Below are 16,561 nucleotides of genomic sequence, written 5' to 3'. Positions count from 1 at the left end.
CTTTGTTTTCAATTGGTTGAAAGACAATCAACAACACGAAAAAGCCTCTGGAGCGGCAAATTGCAGATTCGCTGTTGCCGGGCAAACAGTGCGTCGGTCACGCATCAACCGGCCTTGCCTCCCAAATAGAAATGCTGGATATCCTCCCGCGCCGCCAGCTCGGCCCCGCCACCCTCGCCTACCACCCGGCCGTTTTCCAGGATGTAGGCGTAGCTGGCGTGGCGCAGCGCGACATTGATGTTTTGCTCAGCGATGAGAAAGCTCATGCCCTCTTGGGCATTGAGCTGAGCGACGATGGCGAAGATCTCCTCGACCAGGATCGGCGCCAGGCCCATCGAAGGCTCGTCCAACAACACCAGGCGCGGATGGGTCATCAAGGCGCGGCCGATGGCGAGCATCTGCTGTTCGCCGCCCGACGTCAGCCCGGCCTGGGTCTTGCGCTTGGTCTTCAGGCGTGGGAACCAGGCATAGATGCGCTCCAGGTCCTGCTCCAGCTCACGTCGCGTCGGCTTGCGCAGGAAGCCGCCGCTGCGCAAGTTGTCCTCGACGGTCAGGTGGGCGAACACATGCCGGCCTTCCAGGACATGGACGATGCCCTGGCGGGCCAGCACATTGGCCGCCACGCCGGCAGTGTCGCGGCCCTGGAAGTGGATATGGCCCCGGCTGACTTGCGCCCGGTCGGCCTGGACCAGCCCGGAGATGGCCTTGAGCGTGGTGCTCTTGCCGGCCCCATTGGCGCCAAGCAGAGCAACGATATCGCCCTGTCCGACCCGCAGGGAAACCCCGGCCACGGCGAGGATCGCGCCGTCGTAAATCACTTCGATGTCGTCTACCGCCAGCAACTCGTTGCCCTGGGTGACAGGAAGGATCGCACTGGTCATTGTTTCCTACCCCTTGGGCGCACTGGCGCCCGGTTGTCTTTGGATTTTCCAAGCATGCGCTGCCTACTGCGCTGCGCAATCACGGGCGGTCACACCTTTTTCCTTCGCATACTCGGCCGCCTTGGCGTCGATCAACGGACGCAACGTGGCGCGATCGGCCTGGACCCAGTCGGTGATCAGCTTCCACTGTTGGCCGTCCCACTGCTGTACCTTGGCCGCGCCACCGCCCTCATGGTCGCTGCATGACAACTTCAGCGGCTGCATCAGCCCCAGGTAACCGATCTCCTTGAGGCGCGCGTCGTTGAGATCAAGGTGCTCCAGGCCCCAGCGGCCTTCTTCGCCGTTGAGTGGACGATTGCCGAATTTCTTCTGTCCGGTGCGGATCGCCTCGACGGCGATGGCCGCGTTCACCAGGCCGGAGTTGTAGTACACGCTGCCGAAGCTCTTCGGATCCTTGAGGTCGCTCTTGCCGGTATCGAGGATGTACTGACGAATGCGCCGGTGGATGTCGAACTCGGCGCCGCCCGGATAAGGCGTCAGGGCCAAATAGCCCTTACCCGCCTCACCGGCCGGCAGCACGTCTTCGTTGGAGCTGGCCCAGATGTCGCCGACGATGCGATCCACCGGGAAGCCGAACCGCGCCGCGGTCTTGATCGCCACCGGGGTGGACACGCCCCAAGTGCGCAGGAATACCCAGTCTGGCTTGACCTGCCGCACCTGGCGCCATTGCGCCGCCTGCTCATTGCCCGGATCAGCCACCGGAATCTGGATGTTTTCGAAGCCGTACTTCTGCGCCAGCAGCGCCAGCGGTCCCTGGGTTTCCCGGCCGTAGGCGGAGTCGTGGTAGACCGTGGCAATTTTCTTGCCCTTGAGCTTATCGAACCCGCCTTCGCGCTCGGCCACGTAATTGATGAACGCCGAGGCTTCGCTGTAGAAGGTCAACATGACCGGGAAGTTATAGGGAAACACCCGGCCATCGGTGGCTTCGGTACGGCCGTAGCCGAGGGTGATCAAGGGAATCTTGTCGGCTTCGGCCTTGTCCGCGAGGGCATAGGCAGCCGGCGCGCCGTTGGGCGAATAGATCGCCACGGGTGCGCCATCGAGGCCGTTCTTGAAGCGCTCGTAGCACTCGATGCCCTTCTCCGCCGTCCATTCGGTCTCGCATTCCTGCCAGACCAGTTTTACGCCGTTGATGCCGCCTTCCACCTCATTGATGTAGCGCAGGTAGTCGATCATGCCGGCCCAAACCGGGATGCCGCTGGAGGCATAGGCGCCGACCCGGTAGGTGGCCAGTGGGAAGAATTGCTGGTTGGCCGCCGCCTGGGTAGCGGCAGGTAGCAGGGCCTGGGCACCCAATACGAAGAGGCTGGAAAACAGCAAGCGAGGCAAGATTTTACGCATGGAATGCACTTCTTATGAAAGGTTGAGACTCCTCTCCCAGGGTTGGGTCAAGGTCCGTCAGGGTGAGTTGAAATCAGAACCGCAGCGGCCAGGCCTTGATGCGTTCGCGCAGGTCGCCGAGCAGGCGCACCAGTCCTTCCGGCTCCCTGATCAGGAACCAGACGATCAAGCCGCCGAAGAGAACTTTTTGCAGGTTCTGCAATTGCCCGCCATCGACGTTGCCGTTGAACAGCCATAGCCCCGCATGGCTGAGCAGGATGGGCGTCAGGCTGATGAACGCGGCGCCGATGAAGCTGCCGGCTATGCTGCCCATGCCACCGATAATGATGATGAAGAGAATCTGGAACGAGCGGTTGATGTCGAAGCTGCTGGCACTGGCCGTGCCCAGGTAGGCGAACGCCCAGAGCGCCCCGGCGACGCCCAGGTAAAAGGAACTGACGGCGAAGGCCATGCGCTTGTAGCGCTCCACCGGAATGCCGATCACGGCGGCCGCCGTGTCCATGTCGCGGATCGCCATCCAGTTGCGGCCGACCTGGCTGCGTACCAGGTTGACCGCCACCCAGGTCAACAGCACCACGCAACTGAGGGTCAACAGGTAGCGACCGACCGGGGTGCTCAGGTTGTGGCCGAACAGCTCCAGGCGCGGGGCACTGATGGTGCCGGACGAAGCGTAGTTGTAGAACCAGGGAAACTTGGCGAACACCCATTCCAGGAAGAACTGCGCGGCGAGCGTGGTAACCATCAGGTAGAAACCCTTGATCCTCGAACTGGGTATGCCGAACACCAGCCCCACCAGCCCGGCAATCACGCCACCGCCGATCAGTGCCAGCGGCAGCCCTGGCACCCGCAAGAGCAAGCCGTAAGTGGCGAAGGCGCCGACGGCCATGAAGCCGGCCGCACCCACCGACGTCTGGCCGGTGTAGCCGGTCAGCAAGTTCAGCCCCAGGCCCGCCAGCGACAGCACCAGGAAAGGAATCAGAATCGCGTTGAGCCAGTAGTCGTTGCCCAACCAAGGCAACCCGACGAAGGCCACCAGCAGCAGGACCAACAAGCCGGGTTGCCAGCGGCGACGCACGAGGGTCAGCGGTGCTTCATCGAAGCTGGCGTTGAGGGTCGCAACAGGATTGGTCATAAGGTCATACCCGCTCGATGACCCGGTCGCCGAACAGGCCGGCCGGGCGGATGTAGAGAAAAATCAGCGCGAGGAAATAGGCAAACCAGGGCGTGATGCCTCCGCCAACCAGCGGGCCGATATAGGCTTCGGCCAGGTTCTCGGCCGCACCGACGATCAATCCGCCGACGATAGCGCCGCCGATCGAGGTGAAACCACCGATGATCAGCACCGGTAACGCCTTGAGCACCACCAGTGATAGCGAGAACTGCACGCCCTGGCGTGCGCCCCAGAGCAACCCGGCGACCAGCCCGACCACCCCGGCCACGGCCCAGACGATCTGCCAGATGCGGTTGAGGTTGATGCCCAGCGACAGCGCTGCACGGGTATCGTCGGCCACCGCGCGCAGGGCGACACCGATGCGCGTCTTGTTGAACAGCAAGGCCAGCACCGCCACCAGCAGCGCCGACACTCCGGCGGCGATCAAGTCGAACTGGCTGACCATGATCTCGCCGACAAACAGCGGGACGTCCTCGATGCCCAGGTCCAACGCGCGCACCTGGGCGCCCATCAATCCCTGGGCCAGGCCTTCGATGACGAACGACAGGCCGAGCGTGGCCATGAACAAGGTGATCTGCGAACGGTTGACCAGCGGCCGCAACACCAGCCGCTCGATCAGCAGCGCACCGATGATCATCACCAGCACCGTCAAGACCAGCGCCAAGGCAAACGACAGGCCCTGCTCGCGCAAACTGACGAAGGTCAGCGCGGCAAACAACAGCATGGCGCCCTGGGCGAAGTTGAACACGCCACTGGCCTTATAGATCAGCACGAAGCCGATGGCGACCAGAGAGTACATGGTGCCGGCCAACAGCCCGCCGATCAGGGTTTCAAAAAAGAAGTTCATGGACGAGGCGCCCCCAAATAGGCCGCGATCACGTCGGGATTGGCCTGGACTTCAGCCGGCGTGCCATCGCCGACCTTGCGTCCGTAGTCCAGCACCACCACATGGCTGGACAACCCCATGACCACCTGAATGTCGTGCTCGATGAGAATCACCGTGGTGCCCAGGTCGCGATTGACGTCGGCGATGAAGCGACTCATCTCCTGTTTTTCCTCGGCGTTCATCCCAGCCATCGGCTCGTCGAGCAATAGCAGGGTCGGCTGGGCAATCAGCGCCCGACCCAGCTCCACGCGCTTTTGCAGGCCGTAGGCCAGGCTGCCCACCGCGACATCGCGCCAGGCCTGCAATTCGAGGAACTCCAGCACCCGCTCGGCACGCTCGGCGAATGTTCGCGCCTCCCGCCGGGCACGCGGCAGGCCGAACGCCTGTTCAAGGAAGAACGTGCGCTGGAAACGCGACAGGCCGGTGAGCAGGTTGTCCACCACGCTCATCTTCTTGAACAGCGCATTGTTCTGGAATGTCCGGCCAATACCGAGCCGGGCCGCCTTCAACGGATGCGGCCGACGCAGGGGCTCGGCCGCGAAGAACAACTGTCCTGCATCGGCCCGGTAGACCCCGTTGAGAATGTTCAGCAGCGAACTCTTGCCCGCACCGTTCGGCCCGATCAGCGCGCAGATTTCGCCCAGCCGCACGCTGAACGAAAGGTCGGAAATCGCCTTTACGCCTTTGAACGACAGCGACACGTTACGCACCTCCAGCAAGGCATTCATGCCGCCCGCTCCAGGTATTCATGCAACCAGGATGGGTGTGTCGGGTTGCCCACTGCGACGCCGGCCGGCGCGCTCGGCACCTCGATCCGACGCAATCGCCGCAAGCCCAGCAGATGCCGTACCCGCGCCTTGAGCCAGCGGCGAAAACCACGTCGCGGATCAATCAGGGTCCATTCGCACAGGCGCCGCTGCCAACTGCCCTGCTGTGGCAGGCGCGCTTCGATTTCCGCCGCCAGCGACTCGACACGTGCGCTGGACAGCAGCAAGCCAGTCGGGGCGATTTCGCGGCGGTCGCGGCTCGCCGATTCACGGGTCTCCGGAAACGCCAGGCCTTCGCCATGCTCCAGCCAACGGCTGAGCAAATGGCCCAGACCCTCGTGCCACTCGGTGCCTTCATCGACCCACACCACCTCGTCTGCTGCGGCTTGTGCCCAACCCTGGCGCTGGGCCTGCGGCGCCTGCGTGACGAACAGCACCGACAACGACTGCACTTGCCATAAACCGCTGGCGGCGGCGTTGACCTGGGTTGAGTACAGCCGCAGCGGCCACTGCTGATCCAGACCGCAGTTGAGCCAGTGGGACACGCTCTCGCGATGCTGGACGAAGGCAAACGCCGGGCGAGCCAGGCGCAACTGTCGTTGCAAATCTTCACCGCGGCTGTCGCGGTCGATCACCAGGCTGTGCCCGTCCAATTGGCGGGCGGCCAGCGCCAGGATCAACAGGCTCGGTTCGAAAGCGCCGCTCAGTGCCAGTCGCGCACCGGGGCCAAAGCCTTGCTGGCGTAAACCATCGGCCATGCGATCGACCTCGCGCTGCACATCGATCCAGCGCCAAGCCTTCCACGCGCCGAGACGTCGATGACGCAGGGCAATTTGTGTCGGCCGTTCCCGGGCCCAGCGCTGCAACGCCACCAAGGCACTGTCGGTGACCACGTCGGGCAGCGGCGCATTGAGTTCGTAGATGCTCATGCGGTTACTCCTCGCCGGCCAAGGCCGGCTCAACTACGCTGGCCCGCGGGGTCTTGCGGCCCAAGTCCCGATAGCCCGCGCCAGGGTGGTTGGCCGGCAGTCGCGGTCCATCGCCGAACAGCTTGTCGCGCAGGGTGCCGGGGCGGTATTCGGTTTTGTAGGCACCGCGCTTTTGCAACTCCGGCACCAGCAACTCGACCACGTCGCTGAAGGTTTCATGGGCCAGGACATAAGCCAGGTTGAAACCGTCCACATCGGTGTCTTCGACCCAGGCCTGTAACTCGTCAGCCACGGTCTGCGCACTGCCGACAATCAACGGCCCGAAACCACCGATGCCGACCCAGTCCGCCAGTTCCTGTACGGTCCACTGCTTGTCCGGGTCGGCGGTGGAAAAGGTTTCCACCGCCGATTGAATGGCGTTGGTATGGATGTGCTTGAGCACCTGGTCGGGTCGGTACTGCCCGAAGTCAATGCCGGTCCAGCCGGAGATCAGCGCCAATGCGCCCTCGTAGCTGCTATAGGATTTCAGCTCCTGCCATTTGGCCTGCGCCTTGGCGTCGGTCTCGTCGACGATCACCGTTTGCAGGTTGAAGATCAGCACTTTGCGCGGATCACGCCCGGCCTCGGCGGCGCGACGACGGATATCCGCCACGGTCTTCTTGAGGATCACCTTGGACGGCGCGGCAACGAATACACACTCGGCGTGCCCGGCGGCGAAGTCCTTGCCGCGACTCGACGCCCCGGCCTGGTACAGCACCGGCGTGCGTTGCGGCGAAGGCTCGCAAAGGTGAATGCCCGGCACCTGGAAATGCGTGCCCTGGTGACGGATCTCGTGAACCTTGCTTGGGTCAGTGAAAATACCGCGCTGGCGGTCACGCACCACGGCGCCCTCCTCCCAACTGCCTTCGAACAGCTTGTAGAGCACCTCCAGATATTCATCGGCGTAGTCGTAACGCGCGTCGTGGTCGCTCAGGGCTTTTTGCCCGAGGTTGCGCGCGCCGCTGTCGAGGTAGGACGTGACGATGTTCCAGCCGATGCGGCCCTTGGTCAGGTGGTCCAGGGTGGAGAGGCGGCGGGCGAAAGGATACGGGTGCTCGAAAGTCAGCGAAGCAGTCAGGCCGAAACCCAGGTGTTCGGTCACCAGCGCCATCGGCGTGATCAACGCCAGCGGATCGTTGACCGGCACCTGAGTCGCCTGGCGGATGGCCGCATCGCCATTGCCGCCGAGCACATCGTAGATGCCGATCACATCGGCAATGAAAATGCCGTCGAACTTGCCGCGCTCCAGCAGCTTGGCCAGGTCGGTCCAGTAGTCCAGATCCTTATATTGCCAGGCACGATCCTTGGGGTGCCTCCAAAGACCCGGCGACTGATGACCGACACAGTTCATCTCGAAGGCATTCAAACGAATTTCCCGTGGCATGGTGACTCCTGCTCGATAGGTTCAGCACCACTTTCCCGGTGCCTCTCAATGCACTATCAACACGATTCATGCCAAGTAATTATTCGTTTAAATACAGTCGGTTAGATAATAACCCCATCCATTGGAAATGCCTGCACGGGGACAACGCTGTTGATCAACTGTCCGGTGGCGAACAGTGCAACACATGACCCATTCATCCATGACCACCGAAGTGCGGCAGGAGCTGTCGACACTCAGAAGAGCGACGGCAGAGTCGCAGCAAGCCGGAACTCTGATCGGACGGCCTGGGCAATGCCACTGATCACATCCACCACCAATAGGCGTCCCTTCTCTGCGCTGGACCCCAGCGCGGAGGACAGCACGCCACTGGCCGGGACCCATTCTGTTCGTGTCGGGTACATGTCATAGACCGGGAACTCAGCCGGCCCGTGGTCAGGAATCTTCTCCAGGCACACCAGCTCCGGGTGATAGTGCAGCATCATCGACGTCTCGATGACCGCCGCGTGCTCCAGCGCGATGCCCGGAAAGCCGTTCGGGAAGATCCTGTCCAGGGTTTGCGATTTCACGAACTCCCAATGCTCAAGGCGCATGACTTCCAGCCCCGCTTGCGCGCCGATGTCACGCATCGCCAGCTCGATGCCTTCGGTCACGAACCACTGGTTTTCGTAGTGCCCGATCACCAGGACCAGACGCTTCACGCCATGGCGATGAAACTCGCGCACGGCATCGCGAACCATGGCGATCAGGGTCGCACCGTCCACGCTGGTAGTGCCGCAGAAGTGCTGCCCACCACCGCATTTGGGCTGGGATTTATAGCCATAGGACAAGGCCGGGGCTACCACGCCGCCGATTTCCCTGGCCACGTCTTCGCTGATTGCACTGGCCAACAAGGCATCGGTGCCCAGGGGCAAATGGGGCCCGTGCTGCTCCGTGGCACCGATGGGCAGCAAGACCACCGCCCCCGATTGCACTCGACGTTCATAGTCGACCCAACTGATGTTATCCATCCGGACGTTGTTCATGAGGCTCTACTCCCGTGTCGTTGCGAAGTGGCCAAGCCTGGGTGCTGATGCTGCCAACGCCCAGGCGAAGCTGCGTGGTGCCGCGGCGGGTTATGCCCGTGGCGGATACCACGACTCTGGTTCCGGGTAATCCCAGTCGCCAGGGAAGGCATAGGTTTCGAATACGGTAGTGGTATCCGCCTCGGTGCCGAAGAAGGCGAAATGATTCACGCCCATCCAGGAGCCGGACTGCACGCATTTGAAACCGCGTCGCTGCAACTCGGCGATGCGCTCCTCGAACGGGATGTTGTTGCAGTCATAGGCCACGTGCTGGATGCCTTCGCCATGCTTGTCCAGGAAATCGGCAAAAATCGTCGGCCCGGAGACGGGCTCCATCAGCTCCCAGACCATATTTCCGGATTGGGCGAAGCAGACCTTCAGGACAAAGTCGGCTGGTTCACCGTGGTAAGTCTGGTTTTCGGTGTTCTCCGGGCTGAAGGTGTAAACCCGCCATGGGCCGATCCCCAGCTTGAGCAAGCCGTCCATGGTGCGTTTGTGATCACGGGTCACGATGGCGATCTCCACGACGTTGCCCAGGAACCCATCGATCTCGGCGCCGCCGTTCAACGCAGCCAGCACATTGGTTTGTTCAAGATGAGACATTTGCAATAACCTCTTTGATGAATGAATCGTTGCACAGCACTTACGTTTACTTAGCCATGACTGACGAGCGAACAACTTCAGTTCGCCGCGAGCGGTGCAATGCGTAATACATACCGCCGCCTACGCAGAACCCCGCCAACCACGAAAGATCAATACCGCCCAATGCCATCGCAAGAGGACCTTGCAGCGATTTAATGGTGCCTACTTGAAATAACCAGGCCGCCAATACACCCACCGCAAGTGCAAACACACCCCGCCAGTTCACATCAGTGCAGGAACTTCGAGAGTGATGGCAATAAAGTGACTTCACATCGACTTTGCCCCGGCGAATCAGGAAAAAGTCGACCAAGGTGATACCCGCCCATGGACTGATCCACACCACGAAAAACACCATCAGGTTTTCAAAGGCATGCACAAACTCGCCCGATTGCAGGAACAGATAGAGGATGAACAGCGCCACCACGCCCGAGACCATCGAAACCACCCAGCGCGCAACCCTAAGGTCCAGGGACAACGTCGCCAGCGCCGCCGAGTAGATGACCACGATATTGGTGGCCACCGGACCATGTAGAAGCACCAGCAGAACCGGCAACGCCATCGTGCCGAAGACCGCAATGATCAGTTGCGCGGGGTCCGAGCCGGCGCCGGCGGACGCGATCGCGGCGCCCAGGAATGCCAGCCACACCGTAGGCAGGAACATGCCGAGAAAGGTCGAGCGAAATACTTGCCCATCCGACAGCTCGCTCTGCGTAAAGCGGGTGTAGTCCGAGGCGTACACCAGCCACGAAATGCCCCAGCCGATCCCGATTGCCGTCATCAGGCTGCTCATGGCCGAGAGCTTGCCGATGCCCTCGATCGTCGAACGCTGCCACTGGATATCCACATGGGTGAAGGCCAGGCCGGTCATCACCACCATGATCAGCAGGATCGCCGGCATGGTGTAGCGCTCGAAGCACTTGATGGCATTGAAGCCCCAGGCGGCAATACCGACCTGCAGCACCATGACGGCCAGGGCGATGCCGTATTTGAGTTCCATGCCACCGCTGATACCGATTTTGTCCAGGGCGGCCACTGCAAGGTCCAGCACGATCCAAGTGTTGGTGGCCACCCACCCCATCGGCATCAGCACTTGCATGAAGGTAGGGAGATAGGCACCACGACGGCCGAACGCCAGCCGGGACAGCACCATTTGAGGCACCCCGGTGCGGTGCCCCATGATGCAGATGCCGCCGAACAGGGCGGCGCCCAACAGATTGCCGACCACGATCACCAGCAGGGTTTCGAGCAGGCTCAAACCCAGTTGGATGCCGATGGCGCCCAGCACCCAATTGATCGGAGCCACATTCGCCCCGGCCCAGATCCAGAACTGATCCAGGGGCGTAGAAGTACGATGGCTATCGGGCACGGGCTCAAGCCCGAGCGCATCGTAGTTGGCCTCATTGATTAAGCTTTTTTCAGATTCGCGACGCATTGACATTATTGTTTTCCTCGCTGAGCGGCGACCACGTGTATCGCCCGCAGCCATTAAAGCGAGGTCTGCCAATTTAGGTAATTGACGATAACTAAAGCGCCCTTTAGAAAACGTGCCGATTAAGTTTTTCTCAACTGAACGTTGCTTCCCAACATGAAGCATCCACTTCAAACCCAAAAACGAGAAACGTCTGGGGTCGTTCGGAAAAGAATAATCGTTGGTTGAGTTTTACTTAACGCAGGTCAAAGAAATATCAATGGTGTAAAGATTGAGCGTCGTGGCCAACTTGCTCTCGTCACTGGGGTAATTCCGCCCCAGGCTTAGCAGGAAAAAACCACATGAGCACCCTTCTCCATATTGATGCCAGCGCACGAACCGACCGCTCCCTCAGCCGTAAACTGTCCCAGGCATTTGTCGACGCCTGGCTTGAGCGCGATGCCGGGGCCCAAGTCATCACCCGTGACGTTGGCCTGAATCCGCCCCCCTTCGTGACCGAGGCGTGGATTGCCGCGGTCTTTACTCCCGAAGAACACCTGACGCCGCAGAAACGTGAGGAAATCCGTCTCTCGGACGAACTGATCGAGGAGATCGACCGCGCCGACGTGATCGTCATTGGTACGCCGATGTACAACTATGGGATGCCGGCCGCGCTCAAGTCCTGGTTTGACAAAGTGATTCGCATCGGCAAAACCTTCACCTTCGATCTGGAGCGCGGCGACCACCCGCTGGAGCCCATCATGAGTGGCAAGAAGCTGGTCATTCTGACTTCCCGGGGTGAGTTCGGGTTTGGTCCTGGCGGCATTCGCGAGACCATGAATCATCTGGACACGCATATCCAGACCTGCGCGCACTACCTGGGCGTGAATGAAACCCACGCCATCTCCATCGATTACCAGGAGTTTGCCGACGCGCGCCATGAGGCGTCCATCGCCAACGCCTTCGACGCGGTTCCGGTCCTGGTCCGGCAGATGGTCGAGGAAAGGCAATGCCAGCTGTCTCCAGCGTGAACGCCAGGCATCGCCGTCCATCCAAACAGGGAGACAACATGATCACGATGCTGCAAACCGCCGAGCGATTGAGGCAGGGGCTCACGACACCTGATGAGTTGATCGCGTCCGCATTGGCGACGGCGAAAGACGCGGAGCATGTGTTTATTTCGCTGCTGGAACAACGTGCCCTCGACGATGCCAGCGCCTCGACCCGGCGCTGGCAGCAAGGCGTCGCGCTAAGCGCCTTGGATGGCATCCCCTATGCAGTCAAAGACCTGTTGGACATTGTCGGCAGCCGTACAACGGCCGGCTCCATCACACGGGTCGACGCGGCCATGGCCGTCGAGGATGCGGCAGTCATCGCAGCGCTTACGGCCCAGGGCATGATCCCACTGGGAAAAACCAACCTCACCGAGTTTGCCTATTCCGGCCTGGGTTTGAACCCGCATTTCGGCACACCGATCGCCGATTTCACGGTCGATGAAATCCGTGTGCCCGGCGGCTCCTCTTCCGGTTCGGCCATCGCGGTGCAACGGGGCATTGTCAACGGCGCCATCGGCACGGACACGGCCGGTTCGATACGCATTCCGGCAGCGTTCAACGGCTTGGTTGGCTACAAGGCCTCCACCGACCGCTACAGCATGCAAGGTGTTCATCCCCTTGCCGTCACGCTCGACAGCCTGGGCGTTTTCGCCCATACCGTGGCCGATTGCGCCGCCCTCGATGGGGCCATGCGCGGGTTCAAGGGTCCAACTGCCCAGGCTGCGAAGCTTTCGAAACTGCGCTTTGTGGTCGACGACGGCGTGCTGTCCAATCCAACGCTACAGCCAGTGGTACGGCAGAATCTGCTCTCGATGATGGCCCGGCTGCGCGCCGCTGGTGCCCGGGTCGAATTTAGGACGATTGCCGCCGTCGCCCTTACCCGTGAATTGATTGGCCGCTCGGGCTGGTTGGGGGCGATAGAAGCCTGGCGCCTCCTGGGCTCGATCGTGGAAAGCCCGGAAGGGGCTCGGATGGACAGGCGCGTGGGCGCGCGGCTGCGTTCGGCCAAGGGTATCGACCCAGCCGCCGAAGCCGGGATTCGACAGTCCCGCGCAGTGTTGATGTCGGCCATCGAGCAAGAGCTCGACGGCGCCTTCCTGGTCATGCCGACGGTCAAGCACGTCGCCCCGCCCATGGCGCCTCTGGAAAATGACGACACGCTGTTCGCGACCGTCAACCTCGAAACCTTGTCACTCACCATGATCGGCAGCTTGCTGGACATGCCAGGAGTGGCCATTCCGTCCGGCAAGGACACCCTCGGGCTTGCCACCTCTGTCCTGTTCTCGACGACCCGAGGCCGTGATGACACATTGCTCGGTGCATGCCTGGCGATAGAGTCAAGCCTCTCCCGGCAGGCCTCAGGTAGTGAGTAGCCGCTGAGGCGCGGCCAAGTCATTGAGGGTATTGGCCCTGAATGACTTGGCCTCGTCCAGCAGCCATTCCCTGAACAACGCAAGGCTGCGTCGTGGGCGGCCATGGTTGTCTTCGATCAGGTGATAAGTGAACCCCGACAAGGCCGGTCCCTCCACCCGCCGGATCCGCCCGGAACGAAGCTCATCGTCAATCAGCACATCGCTGCACAGCAAAGGCCCCAGGCCCCGCTCCAGAGCGTGCAGCGCGAGGGTTTCCTCGCTGTACCAGGAAATGCGCAAATCCCCGACGGCGTTGTGCTTGACCCCGGCCAACCAGGCGGACCATGAAGGCGCTTCGAGGGCCTGGTTCTTCCACTTGAATGCCAGCAGCGGGCGATTATGAAAATCGCCGATCGTCGCGTTGTGCTCAACCGGGCAAATGCTCTTGTCCGCGACCGCGATAAACCGGTCCTCGAACAACACCGGACCCCGCACGTCGGCATCGACCGGACCGTATCGAATGGCCAGGTCGACGGTTTCGGACCGCAGGTCCACCAGCTTCTCCGACGCGTGAATGGACACCAGGATGTTTGGATGAATCTCGTTGAACTTCGCCAGGCGCGGCATTAGCCAACGCTCGGCGAACGCCCGTGTGGTCGACACCTGAATGGCATCGCCGGCCTTATCCCCGCCTAACAGGGTGAACGCCTGGGCAATCTGGTCGAAGCCATCCCGCAGCAGCGGATAGATGGTTTTTCCCGCAGGCGTGAGGGTCACCATCCGTCCTCTTTCCAGGAGCTTTTGCCCCAGCCCCTCTTCCAGCTGCCGGACTTGATGACTGACCGCGGCGACGGTCACAGAGAGTTCGTTCGCCGCGGCAGAAAAACTCTGGTGGCGCGCGACCGCTTCAAATGCTCGCACGGAATTCAGGGGCGGTATTTTGCGCATGGTGTTCTCCGGCACCCGACTGAGTGCTTGCGATATAGCCAGTGTCCTGCCGGCGAGCGACATTTGCCAGCAGGTTTGTCGGTCCGTCAGAGGATGCAGTAATGGATGTCCTGGGGCCGCTTACCGTTGACCGCCGTAACGTCCTGGGGGCAGGCGGAGAGGACCACCACAGCGTCCATTTCCGCCTGGAGGCAAACATATTGCCCTGGCTGGCTGACCGGCTCGACAAACTCGATACGCCCGTCCTGGTGCACCGGAACATTCATGAAAAGATTCAAGGGGCTCGGCGTGTCGGGCGCTTGCAGGCCAATGACTTCCAAGGCCTGGAAGAGATTTTCATTGCAACTGGCGTGGTGGCCGACGACCCCGAGTTGAACGTAACGCGTCGGGTCGCACGCGGCCACCAGCGTATCGTGGACACCCGGAGTTGTGTCTTCAACCAGCGTCAGGATCTTGCGGCGCTTGTTGGTCAGCAAGCTATCACCTTCGCGGGGGTTGAGCTTCAGCCAGAAGGGACGGCTATGCTCCATCGACATGGCTTCCCTCAGGTCGCCCGGGTTGAATGCCCAGGTGTCCACGACCTGTTTGCCATGGGTATTGATCACCTTAAGGACCTGCCCCTGGTGCAGTTGGATCGCTACCCCCTGCCGTGCAGGCAGGAGGATGCCCTCGCCGGGGCCAATCGAAGTCATTGTGTTCATGGGGCTGTTTTCCTCTGCGCTGATAGGCGGCCGACCGTGTACCTGCCATCAAGGAAAACATAAGAGAAAACCGCAAACCAATAATATAAAGTGGCTTCAGTATAAGTTGAATCTATAGGGTGACCGATGCGGATCCGGCAGTTGGAGTGCTTCAGAACCTTGATGATCCACGGCACGATGACCCGTGCGGCAGAGCTGCTGAATATCTCCCAACCGGCCATCAGCAGCACCATCGCCAATTTGGAACATGAGACAGGCCTGACGTTGTTCGTGCGCAAGGGCGGTCGCCTGCAACCCACCCCCGAAGCCCGGCTGTTTTTTGTCGAGGCGCAACGTGCGTTGGAAGCCGTGGAGAAAACCCAGCGCATCGCCAAGGAAATTCGCACGGGCAAACGAGGCCACTTGGCGATTGCCGCCTACGCCAGCATCTCGATCAGCCTCCTGCCGCGCCTGATGGCTGAATTCGCCAAGGAGCGCCCGGGCCTGGAGCTCAAGATCATCACTCGCAATTCACAATCCGTTCGCGAGTTGGTGACTACACAGCAATTCGACCTGGCCATTGCCGAACTGCCGCTCGACTACCCGACCTCCAGCATGGAAGTGCTGTCCTACGAATGCCAATGCATGCTGCCAATCGACCATCCGCTTGCAGCCTTGGAGATGATTACCCCGGCGGACCTGGACGGCGTGCCCTTCGTTTCGCTGTTCAAGGGTGATCCCATCTACCAGCAGTTGGCGATGGCGTTTTCGGCGTACGGGTCATCCTGGAACGTGGTGGCCGAGACAGAGTTCTTCGCCACGGCATGCGAACTGGTCCGTGCAGGATTGGGCGTCGGGATCGTCGATCCGGTGGTCAGCCGGCCCTTCACCCGCGACCTCGTCCTGAGGCCCTTCAAGCCAGCGATCAAATACGCCATTGCGCTGCTGCTTCCCACGCAGGAAGAGCCGTCGCAACTGGCACGTGAATTCGCGCGGTACCTAAAGCCCAATCTGCAAGTCGATCATCCCGCCCGGAGCGTATCGGAGGGGGATTCACCGAACAGCGCCCACGTGAGGCAGCGAATAAAGCAGCTCAGTCCGCCTGCACCGTGACCTGGCGTTGCTCACCCAGCCCGGCAATCCCCAACCGCATGGTCTGCCCCGGGCGCAGGAACACCGGATCAGGCTTGATGCCCAGGCCGACACCGGGTGGCGTTCCAGTCGAAATCACATCCCCTGGTTGCAGGCTCATGCACCGGCTCAGATAAGCGATCAACTGCGGCACGCTGAAGATCAGCGTCCGGGTGTTGCCGTTCTGATAGCGGTGCCCGTCGACTTCCAGCCACAGGTCCAGCGTATGGGGATCGGCGATCTCGTCCCGCGTCACCAGCCACGGTCCAAGGGGGCCGAAGGTATCGAAGCCCTTGCCTTTGTCCCAGGTGCCGCCGCGTTCCAGTTGCCATTCGCGCTCAGATACGTCGTTGATGACGCAATAACCGGCGACGTGCTCCATTGCATTGGCTTCGTCGATGTAGCGCCCGCCTTTGCCGATGACCACGCCCAGTTCCACTTCCCAGTCGGTCTTGAGCGAGCCGCGGGGAATCTGGATGTCGTCGTTCGGCCCGCAAATGGCGCTGGTCCATTTGTTGAAGATGATCGGCTCTTTCGGCACGTCCATGTTCGACTCGGCGGCATGGTCGGCATAGTTCAGGCCGATGCAGATGAATTTGCCGACCTGTCCGACACAGGCGCCGATCCGAGGCTGGCCGGCGACAATCGGCAGGCTGCGCGGATCGAGGGCGCCGAGCGCGGCCAGGCTGTCCGGCGTCAGCACCTGGCCGGCGATGTCCGGTACATGGGCCGACAGGTCGCGGATCTGATTGTCGGCATCCAGCAGGCCGGGTTTTTCCGAGCCTTTTTCGCCGTAACGCAACAGTTTCATGAAGTTCTCCTGTTC

General features: G+C 61.4%; 16 protein-coding genes. 3 read left to right on the top strand and 13 right to left on the bottom strand.

The annotated features are described in order from the left end of the window. Positions 1-104: 104 nt before the first annotated feature. The 10 genes from PFLQ2_RS16505 to PFLQ2_RS16550 all read right to left on the bottom strand — a co-directional run bounded on the left by PFLQ2_RS16505 (position 105) and on the right by PFLQ2_RS16550 (position 10,755). Positions 105-881: an ABC transporter ATP-binding protein gene (locus tag PFLQ2_RS16505; RefSeq protein WP_003180797.1), complete on the bottom strand. Its 777-nt coding sequence runs from the start codon at positions 879-881 to the stop codon at positions 105-107. Positions 882-944: 63 nt separating this feature from the next. Next, positions 945-2,282, bottom strand: a complete 1,338-nt coding sequence (locus PFLQ2_RS16510; protein WP_003180795.1) for an ABC transporter substrate-binding protein — start codon at positions 2,280-2,282, stop codon at positions 945-947. A 73-nt stretch (positions 2,283-2,355) separates the two neighbouring features. After that, positions 2,356-3,414, bottom strand: a complete 1,059-nt coding sequence (locus tag PFLQ2_RS16515) for a branched-chain amino acid ABC transporter permease (protein ID WP_003180793.1) — start codon at positions 3,412-3,414, stop codon at positions 2,356-2,358. A gap of 4 nt (positions 3,415-3,418) precedes the next feature. Next, positions 3,419-4,300 (bottom strand): branched-chain amino acid ABC transporter permease, encoded by an 882-nt coding sequence (locus tag PFLQ2_RS16520; protein ID WP_003180791.1) that lies wholly within the window; start codon positions 4,298-4,300, stop codon positions 3,419-3,421. Beyond that, the gene (locus PFLQ2_RS16525; RefSeq protein WP_003180789.1) at positions 4,297-5,067 is read right to left on the bottom strand and encodes an ABC transporter ATP-binding protein; all 771 of its coding nucleotides are present in this window, start codon (positions 5,065-5,067) and stop codon (positions 4,297-4,299) included. The genes PFLQ2_RS16520 and PFLQ2_RS16525 overlap by 4 nt, the downstream gene beginning before the upstream one ends. Continuing rightward, positions 5,064-6,035, bottom strand: coding sequence for an AMP-binding protein (locus PFLQ2_RS16530; protein ID WP_003180786.1), 972 nt, complete (start codon positions 6,033-6,035; stop codon positions 5,064-5,066). The genes PFLQ2_RS16525 and PFLQ2_RS16530 overlap by 4 nt, the downstream gene beginning before the upstream one ends. Before the next feature lie 4 nt (positions 6,036-6,039). Continuing rightward, positions 6,040-7,458 (bottom strand): LLM class flavin-dependent oxidoreductase, encoded by a 1,419-nt coding sequence (locus PFLQ2_RS16535; protein ID WP_003180783.1) that lies wholly within the window; start codon positions 7,456-7,458, stop codon positions 6,040-6,042. Positions 7,459-7,691: 233 nt separating this feature from the next. Then, positions 7,692-8,480 (bottom strand): creatininase, encoded by a 789-nt coding sequence (locus PFLQ2_RS16540; RefSeq protein WP_003180780.1) that lies wholly within the window; start codon positions 8,478-8,480, stop codon positions 7,692-7,694. A gap of 90 nt (positions 8,481-8,570) precedes the next feature. Then, positions 8,571-9,122 (bottom strand): VOC family protein, encoded by a 552-nt coding sequence (locus PFLQ2_RS16545; protein ID WP_003180777.1) that lies wholly within the window; start codon positions 9,120-9,122, stop codon positions 8,571-8,573. A 46-nt stretch (positions 9,123-9,168) separates the two neighbouring features. After that, on the bottom strand, positions 9,169-10,755 hold the full coding sequence (locus PFLQ2_RS16550) for a purine-cytosine permease family protein (RefSeq protein ID WP_225970874.1): 1,587 nt from the start codon (positions 10,753-10,755) through the stop codon (positions 9,169-9,171). A 176-nt stretch (positions 10,756-10,931) separates the two neighbouring features. On the opposite strand from PFLQ2_RS16550, the gene PFLQ2_RS16555 reads away from it, so the two are divergent. Together PFLQ2_RS16555 and PFLQ2_RS16560 are read left to right on the top strand one after the other, a co-directional pair. Then, positions 10,932-11,600 (top strand): FMN-dependent NADH-azoreductase, encoded by a 669-nt coding sequence (locus tag PFLQ2_RS16555; protein WP_003180774.1) that lies wholly within the window; start codon positions 10,932-10,934, stop codon positions 11,598-11,600. 38 nt (positions 11,601-11,638) lie between these two features. Next, complete coding sequence (locus PFLQ2_RS16560; RefSeq protein ID WP_003180771.1) at positions 11,639-12,997, top strand: amidase family protein; 1,359 nt, start codon at positions 11,639-11,641, stop codon at positions 12,995-12,997. Here PFLQ2_RS16560 and PFLQ2_RS16565 read toward each other — a convergent pair. After that, positions 12,983-13,924: a LysR family transcriptional regulator gene (locus PFLQ2_RS16565; RefSeq protein ID WP_003180769.1), complete on the bottom strand. Its 942-nt coding sequence runs from the start codon at positions 13,922-13,924 to the stop codon at positions 12,983-12,985. The two genes, PFLQ2_RS16560 and PFLQ2_RS16565, sit on opposite strands and share 15 nt — an antisense overlap. A gap of 86 nt (positions 13,925-14,010) precedes the next feature. Continuing rightward, positions 14,011-14,625 (bottom strand): DUF1989 domain-containing protein, encoded by a 615-nt coding sequence (locus PFLQ2_RS16570; protein ID WP_003180766.1) that lies wholly within the window; start codon positions 14,623-14,625, stop codon positions 14,011-14,013. A gap of 126 nt (positions 14,626-14,751) precedes the next feature. Here PFLQ2_RS16570 and PFLQ2_RS16575 point away from each other — a divergent pair, with 126 nt between their 5' ends. Further along, complete coding sequence (locus tag PFLQ2_RS16575; RefSeq protein ID WP_003180764.1) at positions 14,752-15,717, top strand: LysR substrate-binding domain-containing protein; 966 nt, start codon at positions 14,752-14,754, stop codon at positions 15,715-15,717. Here PFLQ2_RS16575 and PFLQ2_RS16580 read toward each other — a convergent pair. Beyond that, positions 15,698-16,546 carry an ureidoglycolate lyase gene (locus tag PFLQ2_RS16580; RefSeq protein ID WP_003180763.1) on the bottom strand — a complete coding sequence of 283 codons (849 nt, stop codon included), beginning with the start codon at positions 16,544-16,546 and terminating at the stop codon, positions 15,698-15,700. The two genes, PFLQ2_RS16575 and PFLQ2_RS16580, sit on opposite strands and share 20 nt — an antisense overlap. Positions 16,547-16,561 lie beyond the last annotated feature (15 nt).

The organism is Pseudomonas fluorescens Q2-87, from assembly GCF_000281895.1.
Taxonomy (GTDB): Bacteria; Pseudomonadota; Gammaproteobacteria; order Pseudomonadales; family Pseudomonadaceae; genus Aquipseudomonas; species Aquipseudomonas fluorescens_S.
Note: the sequence above shows the minus strand (reverse complement) of the source record. Positions and strands in the feature narration are given on the sequence as shown.

Bases quoted from the DNA above. Each gene is read 5' to 3' on its own strand.
- PFLQ2_RS16545 (WP_003180777.1), bottom strand. From the start codon at position 9,122: ATGTCTCATCTTGAACAAACCAATGTGCTGGCTGCGTTGAACGGCGGC.
- PFLQ2_RS16555 (WP_003180774.1), top strand. From the start codon at position 10,932: ATGAGCACCCTTCTCCATATTGATGCCAGCGCACGAACCGACCGCTCC.
- PFLQ2_RS16565 (WP_003180769.1), bottom strand. From the start codon at position 13,924: ATGCGCAAAATACCGCCCCTGAATTCCGTGCGAGCATTTGAAGCGGTC.
- PFLQ2_RS16550 (WP_225970874.1), bottom strand. From the start codon at position 10,755: ATGCTTCATGTTGGGAAGCAACGTTCAGTTGAGAAAAACTTAATCGGC.
- PFLQ2_RS16535 (WP_003180783.1), bottom strand. From the start codon at position 7,458: ATGCCACGGGAAATTCGTTTGAATGCCTTCGAGATGAACTGTGTCGGT.
- PFLQ2_RS16570 (WP_003180766.1), bottom strand. From the start codon at position 14,625: ATGAACACAATGACTTCGATTGGCCCCGGCGAGGGCATCCTCCTGCCT.
- PFLQ2_RS16505 (WP_003180797.1), bottom strand. From the start codon at position 881: ATGACCAGTGCGATCCTTCCTGTCACCCAGGGCAACGAGTTGCTGGCG.
- PFLQ2_RS16580 (WP_003180763.1), bottom strand. From the start codon at position 16,546: ATGAAACTGTTGCGTTACGGCGAAAAAGGCTCGGAAAAACCCGGCCTG.
- PFLQ2_RS16515 (WP_003180793.1), bottom strand. From the start codon at position 3,414: ATGACCAATCCTGTTGCGACCCTCAACGCCAGCTTCGATGAAGCACCG.
- PFLQ2_RS16530 (WP_003180786.1), bottom strand. From the start codon at position 6,035: ATGAGCATCTACGAACTCAATGCGCCGCTGCCCGACGTGGTCACCGAC.
- PFLQ2_RS16520 (WP_003180791.1), bottom strand. From the start codon at position 4,300: ATGAACTTCTTTTTTGAAACCCTGATCGGCGGGCTGTTGGCCGGCACC.
- PFLQ2_RS16575 (WP_003180764.1), top strand. From the start codon at position 14,752: ATGCGGATCCGGCAGTTGGAGTGCTTCAGAACCTTGATGATCCACGGC.
- PFLQ2_RS16525 (WP_003180789.1), bottom strand. From the start codon at position 5,067: ATGAATGCCTTGCTGGAGGTGCGTAACGTGTCGCTGTCGTTCAAAGGC.
- PFLQ2_RS16510 (WP_003180795.1), bottom strand. From the start codon at position 2,282: ATGCGTAAAATCTTGCCTCGCTTGCTGTTTTCCAGCCTCTTCGTATTG.
- PFLQ2_RS16540 (WP_003180780.1), bottom strand. From the start codon at position 8,480: ATGAACAACGTCCGGATGGATAACATCAGTTGGGTCGACTATGAACGT.
- PFLQ2_RS16560 (WP_003180771.1), top strand. From the start codon at position 11,639: ATGATCACGATGCTGCAAACCGCCGAGCGATTGAGGCAGGGGCTCACG.